The following is a 21203-nucleotide window of genomic DNA, read 5'->3' as shown; positions in this document are numbered from 1 at the left end:
GCTCAGGCCGTGGCCTTCTCGGTGGATGCCAGTACGGCGCGCTGGTGCAGTTCGGAAAGTGCGCGGCGGTATTCGGCCGGCATCACCTTGACGAAACGCGCACGCGCGGTCGGCCAGTCGTGCAGGATCTCCTTGGCGCGGAAGCTGCCGGTGTAGCGGAAATGCGCTTCCACCAGCCGCCGCACGATCGCCTCGTCGGTTTCGCCCGTGGCGCCGCGCGAGGCGGCGTGCCACAACTCGCGCGGGATGCGCAGTTCTTGCTCCACGCCCGACAGCAGCGGCTCGATGCCGACCATCGCCAGGTTGCATTTGTGCTCGAAGACGCCGTCGGGGTCGTAGACGTAGGCCACGCCACCGGACATGCCCGCGGCGAAATTGCGGCCGGTGTCGCCCAGCACCACCACGGTGCCGCCGGTCATGTATTCGCAGCCGTGGTCGCCCACGCCCTCGACCACCGCGGTGCAGCCGGAGTTGCGCACCGCGAAGCGTTCGCCGGCCACGCCGTTGAAATACGCCTCGCCTTCGGTGGCGCCGTACAGCACGGTGTTGCCCACGATGATGTGTTCGGGGCCGAAGCCGTGGAAGTCGTTCGGCGAGCGCACGACGATGCGGCCGCCGGACAGGCCCTTGCCGACGTAGTCGTTGGCTTCGCCGACCAGGTCCAGGGTGATGCCGCGGGCCAGGAACGCGCCGAAGCTCTGCCCGCCGACACCGTCCAGCTGGATGTGGATGGTGTCGTCCGGCAAGCCGACGTGGCCGTAGCGACGCGCCACTTCACCGGACAACATCGTGCCCACGGTGCGATTGACGTTGCGCACGCTGACGATGAAGCTGGTCTTTTCGCCATGCTCCAGCGCCGGCTGTGCCTTGTCGATCAGGGTATGGTCGAGTGCCTTGCCGGTGGCGCGATCCAGGCCGTGATCCTGCTCGGCGACATGGCGCACGGCCACGTCCGCGGGAACCTCCGGGCGATGGAACACGCGGCTGAAGTCCAGCCCGCTGGCTTTCCAGTGCGCGATGCTCTGGCGCGTGTCGAGCAGGTCGGCGCGGCCGACCAGGTCCTCGAAGCGGCGGATGCCCAGCTGCGCCATCAGCGCGCGGGCCTCCTCGGCGACAAAGAAGAAGTAGTTCACCACGTGCTCGGGCTTGCCCGAGAACTTCTTGCGCAGCACCGGGTCCTGCGTGGCCACGCCGACCGGGCAGGTGTTGAGGTGGCATTTGCGCATCATGATGCAGCCTTCCACCACCAGCGGCGCGGTGGCGAAGCCGAACTCGTCGGCGCCCAACAGCGCGCCGATCACCACGTCGCGACCCGTCTTCATCTGGCCATCGGCCTGCACCCGGATGCGCCCGCGCAGGTGGTTCAGCACCAGCGTCTGCTGGGTTTCGGCCAGGCCCAGTTCCCACGGCGTGCCGGCATGCTTGATCGACGACCACGGCGAGGCGCCGGTGCCGCCGTCATGACCGGCGATCACCACATGGTCGGCCTTGCACTTGGCCACGCCCGCGGCCACCGTGCCCACGCCCACTTCCGACACCAGCTTCACCGAGATCGAGGCCTGCGGGTTGCAGTTCTTCAGATCGTGGATGAGCTGGGCCAGATCCTCGATGGAGTAGATGTCGTGATGCGGCGGTGGCGAAATCAGGCCCACACCCGGCACCGAGAAGCGCAGCTGCGCGATGTAGTCGGACACCTTGTGGCCCGGCAGCTGGCCGCCTTCGCCCGGCTTGGCGCCCTGCGAGATCTTGATCTGGATCTGGTCGGCGGACATCAGGTAGGCGGCGGTGACGCCGAAGCGGCCCGAGGCCACCTGCTTGATGCGCGAGCGCAGCGAATCGCCATCCTGCAACACCAGGTCGCGTTCGATGTGCGCCGCGCCGAGCAGGCCGGCAACGGTGTCGCCCTGCTTGATCGCGATGCCGCGCTGCTCGTTCTGGTAGCGCGCCTCGTCCTCACCGCCTTCGCCGGTGTTGGACTTGCCGCCGATGCGGTTCATCGCGATCGCCAGCGTGGTGTGCGCCTCGGTGGAGATCGAGCCCAGCGACATCGCGCCGGTGACGAAGCGCTTGACGATTTCCTTCGCCGGCTCGACCTCGTCCAGCGGGATCGCCGCGGCCGGGTCGATGCGGAACTCGAACAGGCCGCGCAGCGTCATGTGGCGCTTGGACTGGTCGTTGATGAGCTGCGCGTATTCCTTGTAGGTCTGGCCGTTGTTGGAGCGCGTGGCGTGCTGCAGCTTGGCCACCACGTCCGGCGTCCACATGTGCTCGTCGCCGCGCACGCGCCAGGCGTACTCGCCGCCCGGGTCCAGCCGATCGGCCAGCACCGGGTCGTCGCTGTAGGCGGCGGCGTGCGTGCGCAGGGCTTCCTCGGCCACTTCGAACAGGCCGATGCCCTCGATGTTGGAGGTGGTGCCGGTGAAATACTTGTCGATCAGCTCGCGGTTCAGGCCCACGGCCTCGAAGATCTGCGCGCCGGTGTAGGACATGTAGGTGGAAATGCCCATCTTGGACATCACCTTCTGCAAGCCCTTGTTGATCGCCTTGATGTAGTTGGTGATCGCCTTTTCCGGCTTCACCTCGCCACTGGCGCAGACGTGCGCCAGGGTTTCCATCGCCAGGTAGGGATGGATCGCTTCGGCGCCGTAGCCGGCCAGCAGGGCGAAGTGGTGCACCTCACGGGCGGAACCGGTTTCCACCACCAGGCCGGTGCTGGTGCGCAGGCCCATCGTTACCAGATGCTGGTGCACGGCAGAGGTGGCCAACAACGCCGGGATGGCCACGCGCTCGCGGCTGGCGCCGCGGTCGGAGACGATCAGGATGTTGTGGCCGAGGCGGATCGCGTCGGTGGCCTGGGCGCACAGTGAAGCCAGCCGCGCCTCGATGCCGGCCTTGCCCCATGCCGCGGGGTAGCTGATGTCCAGCTCGAAGCTGCGGAACTTGCCCTTGGAGTAGCGCTCGATGTCGCGGATCTTGGCCATCTCGGCGAAGTCCAGCACCGGCTGCGATACCTCGAGCCGCAACGGCGGGTTGATGTTGTTGATGTCCAGCAGGTTCGGCTTCGGGCCGATGAAGGACACCAGCGACATCACCATCTGCTCGCGGATCGGGTCGATCGACGGATTGGTGACCTGCGCGAACAGCTGGCGGAAATACTGGTACAGCGACTTGTTCTTGTCCGACAGCACGGCCAGCGGCGAGTCGTTGCCCATCGCGCCGATCGCTTCCTCGCCCGCCTGCGCCATCGGCAGCAGCTGGAACTTCAGGTCTTCCTGCGAGTAGCCGAACGCCTGCTGGCGATCGAGCAGGGTCTCGGTGGAACGTGGCTCCGTGCGCGCCGCCGGCAGATCGTCCAGCTTGATCCGGATGTGTTCGATCCACTGCTTGTACGGCTTGGCGTTGGCCAGCTGATCCTTCAGCTCCTTGTCGTCGATGATGCGGCCCGCTTCCATGTCGATCAGCAGCATCTTGCCCGGCTGCAACCGCCACTTCTTCACGATGCGCGATTCCGGTACCGGCAGCACGCCGGCCTCGGAGGCCAGGATCACCAGGTCGTCGTCGGTGATCACGTAGCGCGCCGGGCGCAGGCCGTTGCGGTCCAGCGTGGCGCCCACCTGGCGGCCATCGGTGAAGGCGATCGCGGCGGGGCCGTCCCACGGCTCCATCATCGCGGCGTGGTATTCGTAGAACGCGCGACGGTTGTCGTCCATCAGCGTGTGACGTTCCCAAGCCTCGGGAATCATCATCATCATCGCCTGCGACAGCGGGTAACCGCCCATCGTCAGCAATTCGAGGCAGTTGTCGAACGACGCCGTGTCGGACTGGCCGGGGTAGATCAGCGGCCACAGCTTCTGCAGGTCGTCGCCCAGCACGGGCGAGGAGATCGCGCCGGTGCGCGCGTTGATCCAGTTGACGTTGCCCTTGACCGTGTTGATCTCGCCGTTGTGGGCGATCATGCGGTACGGATGGGCCAGCTCCCACGCGGGGAAGGTGTTGGTGGAGAAGCGCTGGTGCACCATCGCCAGTGCCGACACCGTGCGCGGGTCGGCCAGGTCGAGGTAGTACTGGCCCACCTGGCCGGCCAGCAGCAGGCCCTTGTAGACGACCGTGCGGGTCGACATCGAGGGCACGAAGTATTCCTGGCCGTGCTTCAGGTGCAGCGCGCGGATGGCGTGGCTGGAGGTCTTGCGGATCACGTAGAGCTTCCGCTCCAGCGCGTCGGGCACCATGATGTCCGGGCCGCGACCGATGAAGATCTGGCGGATCACCGGCTCGCGCGCCTTCACCGCGGGCGACATCGGCATCGCATCGTCCACGCGCACGTCGCGCCAGCCCAGCACCACTTGCCCCTCGGCGTGCACCGAGCGCTCCAGCTCCTGCTCGCAGGCCAGCCGGGAGGCGTGTTCCTTGGGCAGGAACACCATGCCCACGCCGTATTCGCCCGGGGGTGGCAGCACCACGCCCTGCGCCGCCATCTCCTCGCGGTAGAAGCCGTCGGGGATCTGGATCAGGATGCCGGCGCCATCGCCCATCAACGGGTCGGCGCCGACGGCGCCGCGATGGTCCAGGTTGCGCAGGATCATCAATCCCTGCTGGACGATTTCGTGCGTTTTCCTACCCTTGATATGGGCGACGAAACCCACGCCACAGGCGTCATGTTCATTGCTTGGGTCGTAAAGACCCTGTGCGCGCGGTTGTTCCATGTGTCGATCCCGGAAAAAGGGGAGTATCGACTATAGTGCGCTGCAACAAAAAAGCAAGAAAAATCAAATAGCCGTATATGAGGCCGAACCGGAAGCGCCGATCAGCCCGAAAAACGGGCAAACGACCGTACGAATTTCCGACCTTGCCGGCGTCTGCCCGGCGCTCGCTCAGCCGGCGCCGTCCGGCAGCGGCGGCGGGCTTTGCTGGTCCACCGCCAGATGGCTGGCGACCAATGCCACCTGGGTGCGGTTGCCGACCCCCAGCTTGCGCATGATCGCGGTCATGTGCGCCTTCACGGTGGCTTCGGAGACGCCCAGCTCCCAGGCAATCTGCTTGTTGAGCAGGCCCTCGGCGATCATCGTCATCACCCGGAACTGCTGCGGAGTCAGCGTCGCCACCTGGGCGGCGACGGCGGCTTCGTCCGGTGGCAGTTCGGCCGCGGCGCCCACCAGCGTCGGCGGCAGCCAGACGTCGCCATCGAGCACGGCGCGGATCGCCGCCACGATGTCTTCGCCGGGACTGGACTTGGGGATGTAAGCCGACGCGCCGTGACCCAGCGCGCGGCGCGCCACCTGCGGCTCCTCGTGACCGGAGACCACGATGGTCGGCAGGCCGGGATACTGGCCGCGGATATGCGCCAGCGCGGAGTAGCCGCGGGCACCGGGCATGTGCAGATCCAGCAGCAACAGATCCGCGTCGGGCAGCCGTTCGATCAGCGCCAGCAAGGCATGCACACTGTCGGCCGCATGCACCTGCGCCTGCGGCACCGCCGTCAATACCGCCCGCTGCAACGCATCGCGAAACAGCGGGTGGTCATCGGCGATCAGGATGTCGGGCATGGGGAGAGCCGGGAGTAGGGAATGGGGAATAGGGAATGGATGTACGAGGTTTGCGGGGAAGTGCGCGCTTGCGCACCGATTCCCCATTCTCCATTCCCCATTCCCGGTACTACTTGATCAACCGCTCATCCACCAGGTTCTGCACTACGCCGGGGTCGGCCAGGGTGGTGATGTCGCCCAGTTGGTCGGGTTTGTTCTCGCCGATCTTGCGCAGGATGCGGCGCATGATCTTGCCCGAGCGGGTCTTGGGCAGGCCCGGCGCCCACTGCAGGTAATCGGGCGTGGCGATGGGGCCGATTTCCTTGCGCACCCAGGCGACCAGTTCCTTGCGCAGGTCGTCGCTGCCGGTTTCGCCGACCACCAGGGTGACGTAGGCGTAGATGCCCTGGCCCTTGATGTCGTGCGGGCAGCCGACCACGGCGGCCTCGGCCACCTTCGGGTGGGACACCAGCGCGCTTTCCACCTCGGCGGTGCCCAGGCGATGGCCGCTGACGTTGATCACGTCGTCGACGCGGCCGGTGATCCAGTAGTAGCCGTCTTCGTCGCGGCGCACGCCGTCGCCCGAGAAGTAGTTGCCGGGGTAGGCGCTGAAATAGGTGTCGATGAAGCGCTGGTGGTCGCCGTAGATGGTGCGCACCTGGCCCGGCCACGAGGTGGTGATCAGCAGGTTGCCCTCGGCCTCGCCTTCCAGCACCTTGCCGTCTGCATCGACGATGGCGGGGGTGACGCCGAAGAACGGTCGCGTGGCGGAGCCGGGCTTGGTGGCGATGGCGCCGGGCAGCGGCGAGATCATGATGCCGCCGGTTTCGGTCTGCCACCAGGTGTCCACGATGGGGCAGCGGTTTTCGCCGACCACGCGGTTGTACCACTCCCAGGCCTCGGGGTTGATCGGCTCGCCGACCGAGCCCAGCAGGCGCAGCGACTTGCGCGAGGTCTTCTTCACCGGCTCCTCGCCCTCGCGCATCAGCGCGCGGATCGCGGTGGGCGCGGTGTAGAACAGGCTGACCTTGTGCTTGTCGATCACCTGCCAGAAGCGGCTGTGGTCGGGGTAGTTCGGCACGCCCTCGAACATCACCGTGGTGGCGCCGTTGCAGAGCGGGCCGTACACCACGTAGCTGTGGCCGGTGACCCAGCCCACGTCGGCGGTGCACCAGTAGACATCGTCCTCGCGCAGGTCGAACACCAGTTCGTGGGTGTAGCTGATGTAGACCAGATAGCCGCCGGTGGTGTGCAGCACGCCCTTGGGCTTGCCGGTGGAGCCGGAGGTGTACAGCACGAACAGCGGGTGCTCGGCCTCGACCGGGGTGGGTGCGCAATCGGTGGACTGGCCCTCCATCAGCGTGTGGTACCAGCGGTCGCGCGGCGACTGCATGTTGATCGGGCCGCCGGTGTGGCGCACCACGATCACGGTTTCCACGCTGCTGGTTCCGGGGCGTTCCAGCGCGGCGTCCACGTTGACCTTCAGCGGGATGTGCTTGCTGGCGCGCAGGCCTTCGTCGGCGGTGATCACCACCTTGGCTTTTGAATCGACGATGCGGCCGGCCAGCGAATCGGGCGAGAAGCCGCCGAACACCACCGAGTGGATCGCGCCGATGCGGGCGCAGGCCAGCATCGCCACCGCCGCCTCCGGAATCATCGGCAGGTAGATCGCGATGCGGTCGCCCTTGACCACGCCGAGGTTCTTCAGCGTGTTGGCGAACTTGCACACTTCGGCATGCAGCTCGCGGTAGGTGATGCGGCGCGAGTCCTTCGGGTCATCGCCCTCGAAGATGATCGCCACCTTGTCGCCGCGCTTTTCCAGCTGGCGGTCGAGGCAGTTGGCGCTGACATTGAGCTGGCCGTCCTCGTACCAGCGGATGTGCAGGTCGGACGGGTCGAACGAGACATCCTTGATCCTGGTCGGCGGCTTGATCCAGTCGACGCGCTGGCCGATGCGCTTCCAGAACCCTTCCGGGTCCTTGATCGATTCGTCGTAAAGACGCGCGTAATCGTCCGCGCTGACGCGCGCCGCCGCGGCGAATTCGGGGTTGACCGGATAAAGCTTGGACATGGCTGGCCTCCTGCTGGCCGCCGCATGGGCGGCATCGATGAATGGATGGCTTGGCGGCGTCGACGCCACCTGACGATCGAGTGTAGCCCCATCGTCAGCGGGCGGCAGGCGGCCGCGCGCATCGACTTTGGTCGAATTGCGACCAAAGGCGAATAGCGGCGCGCGCCGCAGCATGGCCATGCTCAACTCGACAACCACCGGGGAGAGCCGCATGACCACGCGATACCCAAACCGCTACAAGGCGCTGGCGCTTGGCGTGGCCTGCGCTCTCAGCCTGCCGCTGGCGGCGCATGCGCAAAGCGATACACGCGAACAACAGCTCGAGCAGCGCGTGGCGCAGCTGGAGCAGCAGTTGAACGAGCTGAAGAGTTTGGTGCAGGCGCAGGCCGCGCAGGCGCAAGCTCCGGCCGCGGCCCCGGCGAAGACTGTCGCCGCCACACCCGCCGCGCACGAAGTGGTGTTGACCACGCCCGGCAACGCGTATGCCAACACCAAGGTGAAGATCGGCGGCTTCATCAAGACCGATTTCATGTCCACCCATACGGACGGCTATCTGGGCGACCAGAACGCGGCGCGCGACTTGTACCTGCCCGGCGCCACGCCGATCGGCGGCAAGTCGGCCAGCTACAGCGACATGCACGCCAAGTTCTCGCGCATCGGCGTGGGCGTGGACAGCCTCACCGACGGCGGCGACAAGGTCGGCGCCTTCCTGGAGTGGGATTTCTTCGGCAACTCGCTGGGCAACGAGAACGCCAGCAACGGCTACGGACTCACCCTGCGCCACGCCTACCTGTACTGGAACAACTGGCTGGCCGGCCAGACCTGGACCAACTTCATGGACCCGAACGCGCTGCCGGAGGCGGTCGACTTCATCGGCGTCACCGACGGCACCGTGTTCGTGCGCCAGGCGCAGTTGCGCTACACCAGCGGCGGTTTCGCGGTGGCGCTGGAAAACCCGCACACCACGGTCACGCCGTACCAAGGCGGCAGCGCGCAGCTTTCGCCCGACCACAACGTGATGCCCGACCTCACCGCGCGCTACACCTGGAAGGGCGACTGGGGCTTCTTCGGCGTGGCCGGCCTGCTGCGCCAGCTGCGCACCGATGGCCGCAACGACGCGCTGCCCAGCGACACCAGCACCGCCACCGCCGGTGGCGTCAGCGTGATGGGCAAGGCCGTGCTCGGCAGCAACGATGATTTGCGTTACAGCGCCACCGTGGGCAAGGGCATCGGCCGCTACGTGGGCCTGGCGAACTTCGCCGCCGACGGCATGTTGAACGCCGCCAGCGACATCGAGACCCGCCGGGTCTGGGCCGCGTATCTGGCCTGGCACCACGCGTTCGACGACCGCCTGCGGATGAACCTGATGGTGGCGCGCAACGGCATCGACAACGATGTGGCGCTCACTGGCCCGGCGGCTAACCGGCACACCGAAAGCGCGCACGTGAACCTGCTCTATTCGCCCCTGCCCAAGGTGGATCTCGGCGCGGAATACGCCTGGGGTCGCCGCGTGTTGGAGAACAACGACTCGGGCAAACTGCAGCGGCTGCAGTTCACCGCCAAATACTCGTTCTGACCGGCGCCGGTTTGCCGGCGCGCCACTGGCTTTGAACCGATGGCCGTCCACCCGCAAGGGAGGGCGGCGATCCATTACCAAGGGGAGTACAGCATGGCAACCACTGCGATTGACGGGCGTCCCGCGCTCGACGTCAGCCACAAGCGGGTGATCCTGGCATCCAGCCTGGGTACCGTGTTCGAGTGGTACGACTTCTATCTATACGGGTCGTTGGCCGTGATCATCGGCCACCAGTTCTTCTCCGGCCTCAACGAGGCCAGCCAGCTGGTGTTCGCCCTGCTGGCCTTCGCCGCCGGCTTCGCGGTGCGCCCGTTCGGCGCGCTGGTGTTCGGCCGCGTCGGCGACCTGGTCGGGCGCAAATACACCTTCCTGATCACCATCGTGATCATGGGCCTGTCCACCTTCTTCGTGGGCCTGTTGCCCAGTTACGGCTCGATCGGCGTGGCCGCACCGGTGATCCTGATCCTGCTGCGCATGCTGCAGGGCCTGGCGCTGGGCGGTGAATACGGCGGCGCCGCCACCTACGTGGCCGAGCATGCGCCGCCGGGGAAACGTGGCCTGTACACCAGTTTCATCCAGATCACCGCCACCTTCGGCCTGTTCCTGTCGCTGCTGGTGATCCTGGGCTGCAAGTGGCTGCTGGGTGACAAGTTCGACGACTGGGGCTGGCGCGTTCCGTTCCTGATCTCGTCGCTGCTGCTGATCGTGTCGGTCTACATCCGCCTGCAACTGGCCGAGTCGCCGGTGTTCCAGCAAATGAAGAACGAAGGCAAGACGTCGAAGGCGCCGCTGACCGAATCGTTCGCCCGCTGGGGCAACCTGAAACTGGTGCTGCTGGCCCTGTTCGGCGCCACCGCCGGCCAGGCCGTGGTGTGGTACTGCGGCCAGTTCTACGCGATGTACTTCCTGGGCAGCACGCTGAAGATCGACGCCACCACCACGCAATTGCTGATTGCCGCGGCGCTGTTGATCGGCACCCCGTTTTTCGTGGTGTTCGGCTGGCTGTCCGACAAGATCGGGCGCAAGCCGGTGGTGCTGGCCGGCTGCCTGCTGGCGGCGCTGACGTACTTCCCGATCTTCAAGGGGCTCACCCACTACGGCAACCCGGGTGTCGAGGCGGCACGCGCCAGTGCGCCGGTGACGGTGGTGGCCGATCCCGCCACCTGCCACCTGCAGATCAACCTCACCGGCACTTCCACCTTCACCAGTTCGTGCGACGTCGCCAAGAGCACGCTGGCCAAGCGCGGCGTGCCCTACGACAACGAGGCGGCGCCGGCCGGTTCGCTGGCCAAGGTGACCGTGGGCAGCGCCAGCGTCGATGCGTTCGAAGGCAGCGGCCTGAGCAAGGCGGATTTCGCGGCACAGAACAAGGCGTTCGGCGCCACCCTCGGCAGCGTGCTGGACGAGGCCGGCTACCCGGCCAAGGCGGACCCGGCGCGCAGCAACTATCCGATGCTGGTGGTCCTGCTGTTCCTGCTGGTGCTGTACGTGACCATGGTCTACGGCCCGATCGCGGCGTGGCTGGTGGAGATGTTCCCCACCCGGATCCGCTACACCTCGATGAGCCTGCCGTACCACATCGGCAACGGCTGGTTCGGTGGCTTCCTGCCGTCGGTCTCGTTCGGCATCGTGGCGCTCACCGGCAACATCTACTCGGGCCTGTGGTATCCGGTGGTGATCGCGTTGATGACCTTCGTGATCGGCATGCTGTTCGTGCGCGAAACCAAGGACGTCGACATCACCGCCTGAGCGGTCTGTCGCGGCCACAAAAAAACGCAGCGGCGCGAGCCGCTGCGTTTTCTTTTGCGCCCACCGGTCAGGCGCGCTTGATCAATCCGATGATCACCAGCAACACGATCGCACCGATCATCGCGTACACGATGCTGGTGACGATCGGGCTGCCCAGGCTGAAACCCACGCCCAGCGCCGGCAGCAGCCAGCCGGCCAGGAACGCACCGATGATGCCGACCACGATATTGCCCAGCAGGCCAAAGCCGAAACCGCGCACGATCAGCCCGGCCAGCCAGCCGGCAACCGCGCCAATGACGAGAAAAATGATCAATCCAGTGGCAGTCATCACGAACTCCTTGATCAGACGGGGGCGTTGTCGAGTAGCGCGATGCCCCGGAACCGCGCCGGGCAAGAGTCGAGGTTCAGACGTATAGCCACTGTGATCGGCGGTGGCGCCGTCATCGAGACGATGGCTTGAGCCATCACTTGCATCGGTGACAGCCGGTCAACCGGGCTTTGCGGGTGGCTTCCCTCAGAAACTGAAATCCACGCCCGCATGAATCGATCGTCCCGTGCCGGGATAGAAAATCTCCGATTGGGCTGTCGCCAGGCCGGCCACATCGACGGCTGAAACGTAGCGCTTGCCGGTCAGGTTGCGTCCTTCGAGATAGGAGGACCAGCCTGTCCCTGTCTTGTCGATGCCCAGCCTGAAGTTCAGCAGGGCGTAACGGCCGACCTTGGTGGTATTGGCGTTGTCAGCGAAGTAGGACAGCGGCATCCATTCGACGTTGGGGCCGGCGTAAAAGCCGCCGGGATGCCGGTACAGCAACTCTGCGCGTACTAGTTGGGTCGGTACGCCGGCGAGACGGTTGTTGCCGTAGACCGGGTCGTTGTCAAAGTGGAAGTCGTTGTAGACGTAGGACGCGTTGAGCAACAGGCCGTCGCCCCCGGCGAAGACGGATTTGAGGAACGCGATGCCGGCACCCGCCTCGATGCCCTGATGCACGGTATGCGCTGCGTTGATCGCCGTGCACGAGCCGGGGTAGGTGGAAATGCATTGAAGTTCATCGTGGATCCGGGCGCGGTAAAGCGAAACATCCCAGTGGACATCCTGCAGATGACCGCGGGTGCCCACTTCATACGTTGTTGCCGTCTGCACTTTCAGTGGTGCGTTGACGGTCACCACCGCGTTTACATCGTAGGTGGGGGCTTCCGCACTGCGGGAGATATTGGTGAATAGCTGGGATGAAGGGGTGAGGTCCCACAGCAGGCCGATTTTCGGCGTCGCGTTGTTGAAGGTGAGCTTCCCCGACTGTGCCGGATTCAGGCGGTTGTCGCGCGGGCGTTCGGCATGCTGAAACCCCACGCCAAGATTGAGGGTCAGATCAGGCCGCACAAAGAGCGAATCGTCCACATAGATGGATGCATTACGCGGCCGGTCCACCGTGGATGACGCCAGCGCCGCCTTGACCGCGCCGGGGCTTGCGCCGGCAATGGCATCGACCGGATACGAGCCATAAGGGTAGGTATTGGCGTACCAGTACGACTTGCTGGTGATGGTGCCGTCCTGAACGTTGATCCCGGCGGCCAACGTGTTGCGCAGGCCGGAAATCTCGCGGTCATCCGTCACCCGCGCAAACCCGCCGTTGTCGCTGGCCGAGTAATCCAGATACGACCAGTTCGGATGATCAACGTGGCGGTGGACGTGATACAGCCCGAACTCGAGTCGGGTATCACCCCAGCGCACGGTGGTCTTGTTGGCGATGCGATAGGAGTCGATGTTTCGTTGCTGGTCTTTCCACACAAAATCGCCATTGGCGGTGTGCGGCGACGACAGCGCCGTGGCCTCGTCCAGTTCGCCGGCCATGTGGTCGCGGATGCGGTTGGCGTTGACGTAGAGCCGCGTTTCCGCATCCGGCGAAAACCGGTAACCCAGGTTGCCGCTGATCCGCTCCTGATGGCCATCGATATGATCGCGCTCGCCGTCTTCGCGTTGCACCGAACCGGTCATGAAGCCATCCATATTGCCGTTGATGGTGCTGCCGCTGGCCTGGATCCGCCCGCGACCAAAACTGCCGGCGTCCAGCCGAGCCTGGAAGCGCGGCGCGTCGTATCCGGTCGGGGTCACGAAGTTCACCGCACCGCCCAGCGAGTTGGCGCCGTAACGCATGCCATTGGCGCCCTTGAATACCTCCGCATAGCGGTAGGCCGAGGGATCGATCTCGAACAGGTCGACCAATCCGTCGGAGGTGTTGATGGGGATACCGTCCATGTACATGTTGATGCCGCGGTTGCCGTAAGGGCGCGACAACCCGGAACCGCGAATCGACACGCGCACGTCATCGCCGTAACGGGCTTCGGAGGTAAACACGCCCGGCACCCATGCCAGAACATCTTTCAAGGTCGCCGCTGGGCCGTTCTTGAACGTGGTATCAGGCACCACCTCAACCCCACCGGCGATGCGATTGATCATGGCGGTTGCGTGCGCGGTATTCGGCACCAACGGTGTTTCGGTACGGGCGGACACCACCACCGCAGGGAAGCTGGTCTGCGCGTGCAGCGAGCCACTTCCCACGAAGACAGAGATGCCGACAGCCAATGCGCAAGGCGCATGAAAAACGCGAATCATGGAAATTCTCCAAAAAAAGACAAGTTGCGATGGGGAGCGGGTGCGGGTCGGCGGTGTCGCCGGAAAGTTCGCTTCGCCATCCACGTAACCGCGTGCCCACAGCGCCAAAAGCGACCACGACGTCACCCTCGGCGATGCCGAAAACGCGGCAGAAAATTCGACGTATTAGCGGGCTTTCCCGCCGACCGAGATCAGGCGAAAGCCGTCCGAAGTGTTCCAGGCGACATACGGCTGGCTTCCTCGCATCACCCATTGCGGTGATCCCGCCGCACCGGTGGCGGTGGCGAGCTGGCGCGCCTCGTCGAAATGAAGGCCGCCATCGATGGAGTGCCTGGCCATCAGCGAAAAGCCTTGCGCGTCGATCTGGTTCCAGGTGATCCATACCGCTTTGCCGGCTACGGTCACGTCGGCGTGACTGGCGCCGAGCGTCGCCACCACGCGCGCATGCCTTGGCGGATGGCCGGGATCGAGTTGCCCGTACCAGATGGTGGGTCGATCCTTGGACTCGTACCACACCGCGTGGCGTGTGCCATCCGCACCGATCATTAGCCCGGGACCCTGCTCGGGGCAGCCGGCGATGTGCCACTGATTGAAGGTGGCGCGCTCGACATGGACTTTCCGCCCATCCGCCGGGAGTACGCCGTAAGCATGGTCGCGGATGTTGTCGCCAGAGATGCTGCGAAAGAACGCCGCCACCTCGCCGTTGGGCGCGCGCGCCAGAACGATGCGGCAACATTCGCAACTGTGATCGATCAGTTTGCGCTCCGTGACGAAGCTGGCGCCTTTGTCGTTCGACCAGCTGTAGTAGATCCCCGAGCCGGCATAAGGCTTGCCCTCGGCAAGGGCGGCAATCCGGGCGCGCTTGTCGATCCACGCCACCATCACCCGACCCTGGCCATCCACCGCCAACGCATCGAAACCGTGGGTGGTCTCCGCCCGGTCATGGTGCACGTTGATGGGCGTGGAAAAGTGCTTCCCGCCATCCAGTGAACGCGAAAAGCGCACGAAACCGGTGAACTTCTTGGCGAGCATTTCCGACCAGCTCACATAGAGTTCGTCATGCGCTCCGATGGCGATCTTGGGGCGGTTATCGGCTGTCGCATATATCGCTTCGGCTTGTGCATTCACGTTGACAGGCGCGGAGAGCGTCTTGCCAAGATCGTCCGAATACCGCAGTCGGACGTGCCCACCCATCGCATCCACGAGCCACAGTCGACCGCTCGTATCGAACGCCGCCGTTGCGCCTAGGGTCGGATGTTGCGACATGGCCGTGGGCGCCATCGCCGCCATGTGGTCCTGGGCAATGGCCGTCAGTGGCAACAGGCAGACAAGCAGCAGCATCCAGGCGCGCATGAGCGGCCTCGTCGAAAGAAAGCGTGCGCGCCTTCTATCGCCACTCTGCACGGGCACGGAAGTGTCGTGTGGTATGGGAATCCTGACGTTCTGCATCGGCGCGATGCGGATACAAGCCCGCCATGTGGTCCGCTGAATGAGATGGGTGTGCATGAGTAAATCCTTGCCAGAACGAATCGAAATCCGGTGGCACGCGCGCGGCACACAACAGCCCGTTGCGCGCTGATAGTCCAGCGCGATCGATGCGGGGTCGTGTTTTGCGGGCGCTCGCGATGCTGGGCCGAGCAATGCCGGGGTTCGCCGAGTGAAAAGCGGCGGGCCGGGTTGGAATCAGGCGAGAGCGGGATCAGCCGGTGGACCGCGAGGTCGGAAAGCCAGTAGGGCGGGTTGGTCACCCAGTTTCACCTGCGCGGTCGGAAACAGCGGTACGGGCAGGGCGGGCAGTGTCGCCACGGTCGCCGCGAATGTCACCACATAGGGCAGCTGGGCAAACAGCGAGCAGTACGCGCAGGCGTCGGTAGGGAGTTTGCCGTCCGGATGCTGCGCCGTGCCTTGGGTGTCCACGGCGGCGGCGTTGCGGGTTGCCGTCGGCTCGCCTGGGGTGGTCATGACCTGGGCGTTCATGGCCATGTTGCCGGGCATCAGCAAACGGGATGCGACAGGTGCGCACACGGCCAACAACAGCGCCAGGTGCGCTGCCACAGCGATCAGCCGGCGGTAGCCCCGGAGTTTCATGCGGCCCGTGCGGGAAACGTGGAGAGCGTGAGCCTGCGGCACAACCGCCGCCGCCGCAAGCCATGTCCGGTGCGTCGAAACGACGCGTGCGCCGCGTTCAGCCACGCGTTGACGGCCCGATGGCACCCAGCGGGTACGGCCATGCCGGCCAAACAGCGCCGCGATGAAGCCGAAGCTCACCACAGTTCGTCCTGCCGCTCGTGCGCCGGCGCGTCGCCGTGCCCGCGCGGGGTGCTCATCAGCGCGGCGGCGGTCAGCATCAGCAGAATGATCGGCCCGAGCCAGAGCAGCAGGGTGCCGCGTCGGAACGGCGGGTCGTACAGCACGAAATCGGAATAGCGCTGGACCAGATACTGCTTGATCTGGACATCACTCTTGCCCGTGTTCATCAGGTCGAAGACTTCGTGGCGCAGGTCGCGTGCCAGCTCCGCATTGGAATCGGCCAGGCTTTCGTTCTGGCACACCAGGCAGCGCAGCTGGCTGGTCAAATGCTGGAAACGGACTTCTTCGACGTGGCTTTTGAACGGCAGCGGGTCGATCGCCTGCGCGCGGGCGACACCACTGACGACAGCCAGCGCCAGCAATACGCACCACAGCCAGCGCGTCATGGCGTTTCCTTGCGCAATGCGGCTATCGCCGGCGCGAGTTCGGTGGCGATCACCTCGGCGGTAAACGGGCCGATGTGCTTGTAGCGGATCACACCCCTGGCATCGACAAGGAAACTCTCCGGCGCGCCATAGACGCCGAAGTCGATCGCGGTATGGCCGCTGCGATCGGTGATGACCTGGTCGTACGGATTGCCGTGCTGTGCCAGCCACGCCTTGGCGTCAGTCGGGTCATCCTTGTAGTTGTAGCCGATCAGCGTAATGCCCAGCCCACGGCCCTCGGCCATCAATACCGGGTGCTCCTCGCCGCAGGCCACGCACCAACTGGCAAATACGTTGACGAGGTAAGGTTGGCCCAGCATCGCGGCCTTGCTGGTGCGGTGGCTGGGGTCATCCAGTTGCGGCAGCACGAACGCGGGGGCCGGCTTGTTGATCAGCGGCGAGGGCACCTCGCGTGGATCGTGGTGGCTGTTCCACCAGATGCCAAAGCCGAACAAGGCCGTGAGCAGGATGAAGCCCAGCAGCGGCATCGTGCGCATCATGCCCGCGATTCCACGGTGGCCGGTAACGCCAACGGCCTGCTGGCGACGCGGGGATGGCGAAGCCGCCGGTCGGTCGCGGCAACAAAGCCGCCCAGCATCATGAACAAGCCGCCGAACCAGATCCAGCGAATAAACGGCTTCTGGTACAGCCGCAACGTCCACGCGCCGGGGACATCGGTGACCGGCATGGGTTCGCCCAGCGCCACGTAAAGATCACCTTGCCAGCCGGCGTTGATCGCCGATTCGGTTTGCACCTGGCCGCGCGAGTAGATCCGCTTTTGCGGGTACATCACGCTCACGACAGCGTCGCCCTTGAGGATGGTGACGGCGCCTTGCGCGGCGACCCAGTTCGGGCCGGTAACACCGCGCACGCCATCAAACCGGAACGTGTAGCTGCCGATCGACTGCGTATCGCCCGGCGCCATGCGTACGTCGCGGGTGATGCTCAGCGGCTCGGACAACAGCACGCCGATCAGAAACACGCCGACGCCCAGATGCGCCAGGAGCATGCCGATCATTTCGGCCGGATAGCGGCTGCCACGCGGTGCAGCGCGCCAGCGCTTGATGGCGAACAGCACGGTGCCGGTACCGATCCACACGGCGGCGGCCACACCGGCCACCGCCTTGAGCTGCCCGTCGACCAGCAGCAACATGATCAAGGCGCAGCTGAGCGCACCGACCGCGGCGCGGCCGCCGACGCGTGCCAAGACACCTTTCTCGCCACGCCCACCCCATTGCAGGTGCGGCCCGAATGGCAACAGCAACACCACCGGCAACATCAGCAGCGGAAACAGGAAGCCGAAATACGGCGCGCCCACCGATACCTTGCCCAGCTGCAGCGCATCGCTGAGCAACGGGAACAGCGTGCCCAGCAACACCATCCCCGCCGCACTGGCAAACATCAGGTTGGCGACCAGGATGGCGGTCTCGCGCGACACCACCGCAAAGGGTTTCCCCTGGCCGATCATTTTCGGTGAACGCACCGCGTAGAGCAGCAATGAGCCGCCCACCACGATGCCCAGGAAGATCAGGATGAACACGCCGCGGCGCGGATCGGAGGCGAACGCATGCACCGAGGTCAGCACGCCCGAACGCACCAGGAAGGTGCCCAGCAGGCTCAGCGAGAACGCGAAGATCGACAGCAGAATCGTCCAGGCGCGAAACGAACCGCGTTTCTCGGTGATCGCCTGGGCGTGGATCAGTGCCACGCCGATCAACCATGGCATGAAGCTCGCGTTTTCCACCGGGTCCCAGAACCACCAGCCACCCCAGCCGAGTTCCGCATACGCCCACCAGCTGCCGGCCACGATGCCGCCGGTGAGAAAGCCCCATGCCGCATTGGTCCACGGCCGCGCCCAGCGTACCCATGCCTGTTCCAACTCACCGCCGAGCAGGGCGGCGACCGAGAATGCGAAGGCCACCGAAAAACCGACGTAACCCATGTACAGCACCGGCGGATGCAAGGTCATGCCGGGGTCCTGCAGGACCGGGTTCAGATCCGCGCCATTGCCCGGCATCGGCAGCAACCGCGCGAACGGGTTGGAGGTGAACACGATGAAGGCAAGGAAACCGACCGCCACCAGGCCGAGCACACCCAGCACGCGCGCGGCGAACGCCGGCGGCAGTTGCCGACTGAAGATGGCCAGCGCCACCGTCCACAGATTGAGGATCAGGATCCACAGCAGCAACGATCCCTCGTGCGCGCCCCACACGGCGGCAACGCGGTAGTACCACGGCAGGGCGAGGTTGGAGTTGTCGGCTACGTAGGCGATCGAGAAATCGAAGGTGACGAAGCCATAGGTGAGGATGAGGAACGCCGCCGCCACGAAAACCGCCTGGGCTACGGCGGCGGGGCGCGCCACCCCCATCAACGACGGATTGCCGCGCCAGGCGCCGACGATCGGTACGACGCCCTGCACGGCGGCAAGCAGCAAGGCAAGAATCAGACTGAATTGGCCCAGTTCGGGAATCATCGGGAGGTATCCGGTTCGGCGGCGTTGCGGGGTGGAGTCCGGGGGTGCGCCTTGGCCATGGCGTCCTTCAGCTCCTTCGGCATGTAGGTCTCGTCGTGTTTGGCCAGCACTTCGGTGGCGATGAAGCGGTCACCGTCCATGTAGCCGGTGGCGATCACCGACTGGTTCTCGCGAAACAGGTCCGGCAGGATGCCGGTGTATTCCACCGCCACCGCGCCATCGGCATCGATCACGGTGAAGCCCACCGTCAGCGACGGCGGCGCGCGATGGATCGATCCGGCCGCCACCATGCCGCCGAGGCGGAACGTTCGATATCCGGCCGCCTTCCGTTGCTGCACCTGGCTGGGGGTGAACAGGTAATTGACGTTCTGCTGCAGGGCGAACACCACCAGCCCGATCGCGACGGCGGCCGCCGCCAGTACCAGCAACACGATGACCAGGCGACGTTGGCGGGTCGGGTTCATGCGTGCCCTTCGTGCCGGCTTTGTCGGCGGATCAAGCGCGCACGCAACTCGCGCAATTGACGACGACGACGCACGATGGGCGCGAGAAAATCGGCGGCGAGCAGCACGATAAAAACGGCATACGCCGGCCACACAGCGGCGGCATAGCCACCCATCGCGAGAAAGCCGCTCATCGGCCGCCCTCGGCGATCCGATGTACCCAGTCCTTGCCGCTCTCCAGCGCCAGCAGGTCGGTGCGCACGCGACCACACAGGCTGGCCAGGTAGTAGAACTTGGTCGCTACCAGCATGGTCAGCAACGGCCACAACATCGAGGCGTCGATCCGCGATGGCCCCAGGATGTTGACGGTGGAACCCTGGTGCAAGGTGTTCCACCAGTTCACCGAGAAATGCACGATGGGAACGTTGATGACGCCGATGATCGCCAGGAACGCGGCGGCGCGCGCGCCCTGCCGTCGATCCTCGAACGCGTGATATAGCCCGATCACGCCCAGGTACAGAAACAGCAGCACCAGCTCGGACGTCAGCCGCGCGTCCCAGGTCCACCAGGTGCCCCACATCGGCCGGCCCCACAGCGAGCCGGTGATCAGCGTGATGAGGGTAAACGTGGCACCGATCGGCGCCGATTCCATCGCCACCACCTCGGCGACCTTGATCCGCCACACCAGCGCGGTGAAGGCGGAAATAGCCATCACCGCGTAGGCAAACAAGCTCATCCACGCGCTGGGCACGTGGATGAAAAGGATGCGATAGGCATCGCCTTGCTGGTAATCCACCGGTGCGAGGCGCAACGCGCCATACAGGCCGGGCAGCGCCACCACGATCGCCAGCGCAAGCAGCCACGGGCGACAGGCGCCACACCAGCGGTAGGCGGTCGGTGGCGAGGCGGCCAGGTGAAGCCAGTGGGGAATGATGTTCATGGGTGAATTCATCGCCGGGCCGAGCCGCAGCTGGAAACAGAAAGGAAGCGCGCAAAGCCGTCGCGTGGAGCAGCACTGCCGCGCCGTCGTCAGCGCGCGCCGCCGAAGAGTTGTGGAGGCCGGCGAACCGGCCTCCACGGTGGAGCATCGCCTCAGCGCACGATGATGTTGTCGCCGCGACCCATCGCCGGATCGGCATCCTTGGTGAACTGCAGCACGGCAATGGCGCCGGTCAGCGCCTGGCGCAGCGAGTGGGAGACAATCGCGTTGGCGCCTTCCTTCGGTGAACGGATATCGAAGGTTGCCGCATCGCCAGGTCCGACCACGTACGACTGCATGCCGTGCAGCACGTTCTTCGGGTTGCCGCTGGGATAGACCGATTCCCAGATGCCGGCGATCGGGTGGAACGAGGAGAACTCGTTCGGCCCCGCGTTGACGAAGTAGATGCGCACCAACTCGCCCGGCTTGGCCTGCAGCATCTTGCTGGCGGCCTCGTCGTGCACCGGGTCGTAGCGGAACGGGATGCCGTTGAACACGACATGGCTCCACTTGTTGGCCATCATCTCCGGCACGTTCTCCGGGTTCGGGTATTGCTCGGACTGGATCAGCACGTATTCGCGATCGGCCTTCGGCATCGACTTGTTGTCTTTCGGCTCGACCAGGATGGCGCCGTACATGCCGCGCGCCACATGCTGGATCATCGGGTCGGCACCGCAGTGATAGAAGAACACGCCAGGGTGCGTCGCCACGAAGGTGTATTTGCCGACCGAGCCGGGGCTGACGGGCTCGAAGTCGGTCAGCACGTCTTCCTGCGATGCGTGCATGTCGATCGAGTGCGAGTTGTGATTGGCCTTGTCGTTGATCAACGTGACGTTGACCGTATCGCCTTCGGTGACACGCACCAGCGGCCCGGGAATTTGCCCGTCGAAGGTCCACGATGTGGCCATCGTGCCTTTGTTGTCGACGGCCAGGCTCACCTCTTTGGCGGTCAGGGTGATGTCCACCGTCTTGGCCTGCAGGCTGCCGGCGGCAACCAGGGCAAGAGCGAGGGCGTAGCTGAGATGCTTCAGTTTCATGGGGTAG

The 21203-nt window shown here is 65.3% G+C and carries 17 protein-coding genes; 3 read left to right on the top strand and 14 right to left on the bottom strand.

Annotated features, from left to right (window positions below):
* Positions 1-2 precede the first annotated feature (2 nt).
* The 3 genes from ACFPK0_RS00340 to acs form a co-directional block, all read right to left on the bottom strand.
* Entirely contained in the window at positions 3-4703 is a 4701-nt protein-coding gene (locus tag ACFPK0_RS00340) for a glutamate synthase-related protein (protein WP_377337549.1), read from the bottom strand.
* A 168-nt stretch (positions 4704-4871) separates the two neighbouring features.
* Entirely contained in the window at positions 4872-5543 is a 672-nt protein-coding gene (locus ACFPK0_RS00335; protein ID WP_056083485.1) for a response regulator transcription factor, read from the bottom strand.
* A gap of 109 nt (positions 5544-5652) precedes the next feature.
* On the bottom strand, positions 5653-7593 hold the full coding sequence (gene acs / locus ACFPK0_RS00330) for an acetate--CoA ligase (RefSeq protein WP_056084277.1): 1941 nt from the start codon (positions 7591-7593) through the stop codon (positions 5653-5655).
* 211 nt (positions 7594-7804) lie between these two features.
* Between acs and ACFPK0_RS00325 the strand changes: the two genes are divergently transcribed.
* Complete coding sequence (locus ACFPK0_RS00325; protein WP_377337546.1) at positions 7805-9169, top strand: DcaP family trimeric outer membrane transporter; 1365 nt, start codon at positions 7805-7807, stop codon at positions 9167-9169.
* A gap of 93 nt (positions 9170-9262) precedes the next feature.
* Positions 9263-10918, top strand: coding sequence for an MFS transporter (locus ACFPK0_RS00320; RefSeq protein WP_377337544.1), 1656 nt, complete (start codon positions 9263-9265; stop codon positions 10916-10918).
* A 67-nt stretch (positions 10919-10985) separates the two neighbouring features.
* Here the strand turns inward: ACFPK0_RS00320 and ACFPK0_RS00315 are convergent, their stop codons facing one another.
* From ACFPK0_RS00315 to ACFPK0_RS00270, 10 genes are all read right to left on the bottom strand, one after another.
* On the bottom strand, positions 10986-11246 hold the full coding sequence (locus ACFPK0_RS00315; protein WP_056083492.1) for a GlsB/YeaQ/YmgE family stress response membrane protein: 261 nt from the start codon (positions 11244-11246) through the stop codon (positions 10986-10988).
* A gap of 186 nt (positions 11247-11432) precedes the next feature.
* A complete protein-coding gene (locus ACFPK0_RS00310; RefSeq protein ID WP_377337542.1) occupies positions 11433-13529 on the bottom strand; it encodes a TonB-dependent receptor family protein in 2097 nt (698 codons plus the stop codon).
* Between the two features lie 165 nt (positions 13530-13694).
* Complete coding sequence (locus ACFPK0_RS00305; protein WP_377337540.1) at positions 13695-15035, bottom strand: sialidase family protein; 1341 nt, start codon at positions 15033-15035, stop codon at positions 13695-13697.
* Between the two features lie 177 nt (positions 15036-15212).
* Positions 15213-15797 (bottom strand): DUF2946 family protein, encoded by a 585-nt coding sequence (locus ACFPK0_RS00300; RefSeq protein ID WP_377337538.1) that lies wholly within the window; start codon positions 15795-15797, stop codon positions 15213-15215.
* Entirely contained in the window at positions 15794-16225 is a 432-nt protein-coding gene (locus tag ACFPK0_RS00295) for a cytochrome c-type biogenesis protein (protein WP_377337536.1), read from the bottom strand. The genes ACFPK0_RS00300 and ACFPK0_RS00295 overlap by 4 nt, the downstream gene beginning before the upstream one ends.
* Positions 16222-16764, bottom strand: coding sequence for a DsbE family thiol:disulfide interchange protein (locus ACFPK0_RS00290; RefSeq protein WP_377337534.1), 543 nt, complete (start codon positions 16762-16764; stop codon positions 16222-16224). The genes ACFPK0_RS00295 and ACFPK0_RS00290 overlap by 4 nt, the downstream gene beginning before the upstream one ends.
* The gene (locus tag ACFPK0_RS00285; protein ID WP_377337532.1) at positions 16761-18737 is read right to left on the bottom strand and encodes a heme lyase CcmF/NrfE family subunit; all 1977 of its coding nucleotides are present in this window, start codon (positions 18735-18737) and stop codon (positions 16761-16763) included. Before ACFPK0_RS00285 ends, ACFPK0_RS00290 begins: the two co-directional genes overlap by 4 nt.
* Positions 18734-19201: a cytochrome c maturation protein CcmE gene (ccmE, locus tag ACFPK0_RS00280; RefSeq protein WP_377337530.1), complete on the bottom strand. Its 468-nt coding sequence runs from the start codon at positions 19199-19201 to the stop codon at positions 18734-18736. Before ccmE ends, ACFPK0_RS00285 begins: the two co-directional genes overlap by 4 nt.
* Positions 19198-19374: a heme exporter protein CcmD gene (gene ccmD, locus ACFPK0_RS00275; RefSeq protein ID WP_377337528.1), complete on the bottom strand. Its 177-nt coding sequence runs from the start codon at positions 19372-19374 to the stop codon at positions 19198-19200. The genes ccmE and ccmD overlap by 4 nt, the downstream gene beginning before the upstream one ends.
* Complete coding sequence (locus tag ACFPK0_RS00270) at positions 19371-20120, bottom strand: heme ABC transporter permease (RefSeq protein ID WP_377337526.1); 750 nt, start codon at positions 20118-20120, stop codon at positions 19371-19373. Before ACFPK0_RS00270 ends, ccmD begins: the two co-directional genes overlap by 4 nt.
* On the opposite strand from ACFPK0_RS00270, the gene ACFPK0_RS00265 reads away from it, so the two are divergent.
* Positions 20119-20286 carry a hypothetical protein gene (locus ACFPK0_RS00265; protein ID WP_377337523.1) on the top strand — a complete coding sequence of 56 codons (168 nt, stop codon included), beginning with the start codon at positions 20119-20121 and terminating at the stop codon, positions 20284-20286. The two genes, ACFPK0_RS00270 and ACFPK0_RS00265, sit on opposite strands and share 2 nt — an antisense overlap.
* Here the strand turns inward: ACFPK0_RS00265 and ACFPK0_RS00260 are convergent.
* Positions 20273-21196: a multicopper oxidase domain-containing protein gene (locus ACFPK0_RS00260; RefSeq protein ID WP_377337520.1), complete on the bottom strand. Its 924-nt coding sequence runs from the start codon at positions 21194-21196 to the stop codon at positions 20273-20275. The genes ACFPK0_RS00265 and ACFPK0_RS00260 overlap by 14 nt on opposite strands.
* Positions 21197-21203: the final 7 nt, after the last annotated feature.

Source organism: Rhodanobacter ginsenosidimutans (assembly GCF_042655685.1).
Taxonomy (GTDB): domain Bacteria; phylum Pseudomonadota; class Gammaproteobacteria; order Xanthomonadales; family Rhodanobacteraceae; genus Rhodanobacter; species Rhodanobacter ginsenosidimutans.
This window is presented reverse-complemented; position numbering and strand designations above follow the sequence as displayed.

Bases quoted from the DNA above. Each gene is read 5' to 3' on its own strand.
- ACFPK0_RS00290 (WP_377337534.1), bottom strand. From the start codon at position 16,764: ATGATGCGCACGATGCCGCTGCTGGGCTTCATCCTGCTCACGGCCTTG.
- ACFPK0_RS00260 (WP_377337520.1), bottom strand. From the start codon at position 21,196: ATGAAACTGAAGCATCTCAGCTACGCCCTCGCTCTTGCCCTGGTTGCC.
- ACFPK0_RS00315 (WP_056083492.1), bottom strand. From the start codon at position 11,246: ATGACTGCCACTGGATTGATCATTTTTCTCGTCATTGGCGCGGTTGCC.
- ACFPK0_RS00265 (WP_377337523.1), top strand. From the start codon at position 20,119: ATGGGTGAATTCATCGCCGGGCCGAGCCGCAGCTGGAAACAGAAAGGA.
- ACFPK0_RS00295 (WP_377337536.1), bottom strand. From the start codon at position 16,225: ATGACGCGCTGGCTGTGGTGCGTATTGCTGGCGCTGGCTGTCGTCAGT.
- ACFPK0_RS00310 (WP_377337542.1), bottom strand. From the start codon at position 13,529: ATGATTCGCGTTTTTCATGCGCCTTGCGCATTGGCTGTCGGCATCTCT.
- ACFPK0_RS00335 (WP_056083485.1), bottom strand. From the start codon at position 5,543: ATGCCCGACATCCTGATCGCCGATGACCACCCGCTGTTTCGCGATGCG.
- ACFPK0_RS00325 (WP_377337546.1), top strand. From the start codon at position 7,805: ATGACCACGCGATACCCAAACCGCTACAAGGCGCTGGCGCTTGGCGTG.
- ACFPK0_RS00270 (WP_377337526.1), bottom strand. From the start codon at position 20,120: ATGAACATCATTCCCCACTGGCTTCACCTGGCCGCCTCGCCACCGACC.
- acs (WP_056084277.1), bottom strand. From the start codon at position 7,593: ATGTCCAAGCTTTATCCGGTCAACCCCGAATTCGCCGCGGCGGCGCGC.
- ACFPK0_RS00285 (WP_377337532.1), bottom strand. From the start codon at position 18,737: ATGATTCCCGAACTGGGCCAATTCAGTCTGATTCTTGCCTTGCTGCTT.
- ACFPK0_RS00320 (WP_377337544.1), top strand. From the start codon at position 9,263: ATGGCAACCACTGCGATTGACGGGCGTCCCGCGCTCGACGTCAGCCAC.
- ACFPK0_RS00340 (WP_377337549.1), bottom strand. From the start codon at position 4,703: ATGGAACAACCGCGCGCACAGGGTCTTTACGACCCAAGCAATGAACAT.
- ACFPK0_RS00305 (WP_377337540.1), bottom strand. From the start codon at position 15,035: ATGCACACCCATCTCATTCAGCGGACCACATGGCGGGCTTGTATCCGC.
- ccmD (WP_377337528.1), bottom strand. From the start codon at position 19,374: ATGAGCGGCTTTCTCGCGATGGGTGGCTATGCCGCCGCTGTGTGGCCG.
- ccmE (WP_377337530.1), bottom strand. From the start codon at position 19,201: ATGAACCCGACCCGCCAACGTCGCCTGGTCATCGTGTTGCTGGTACTG.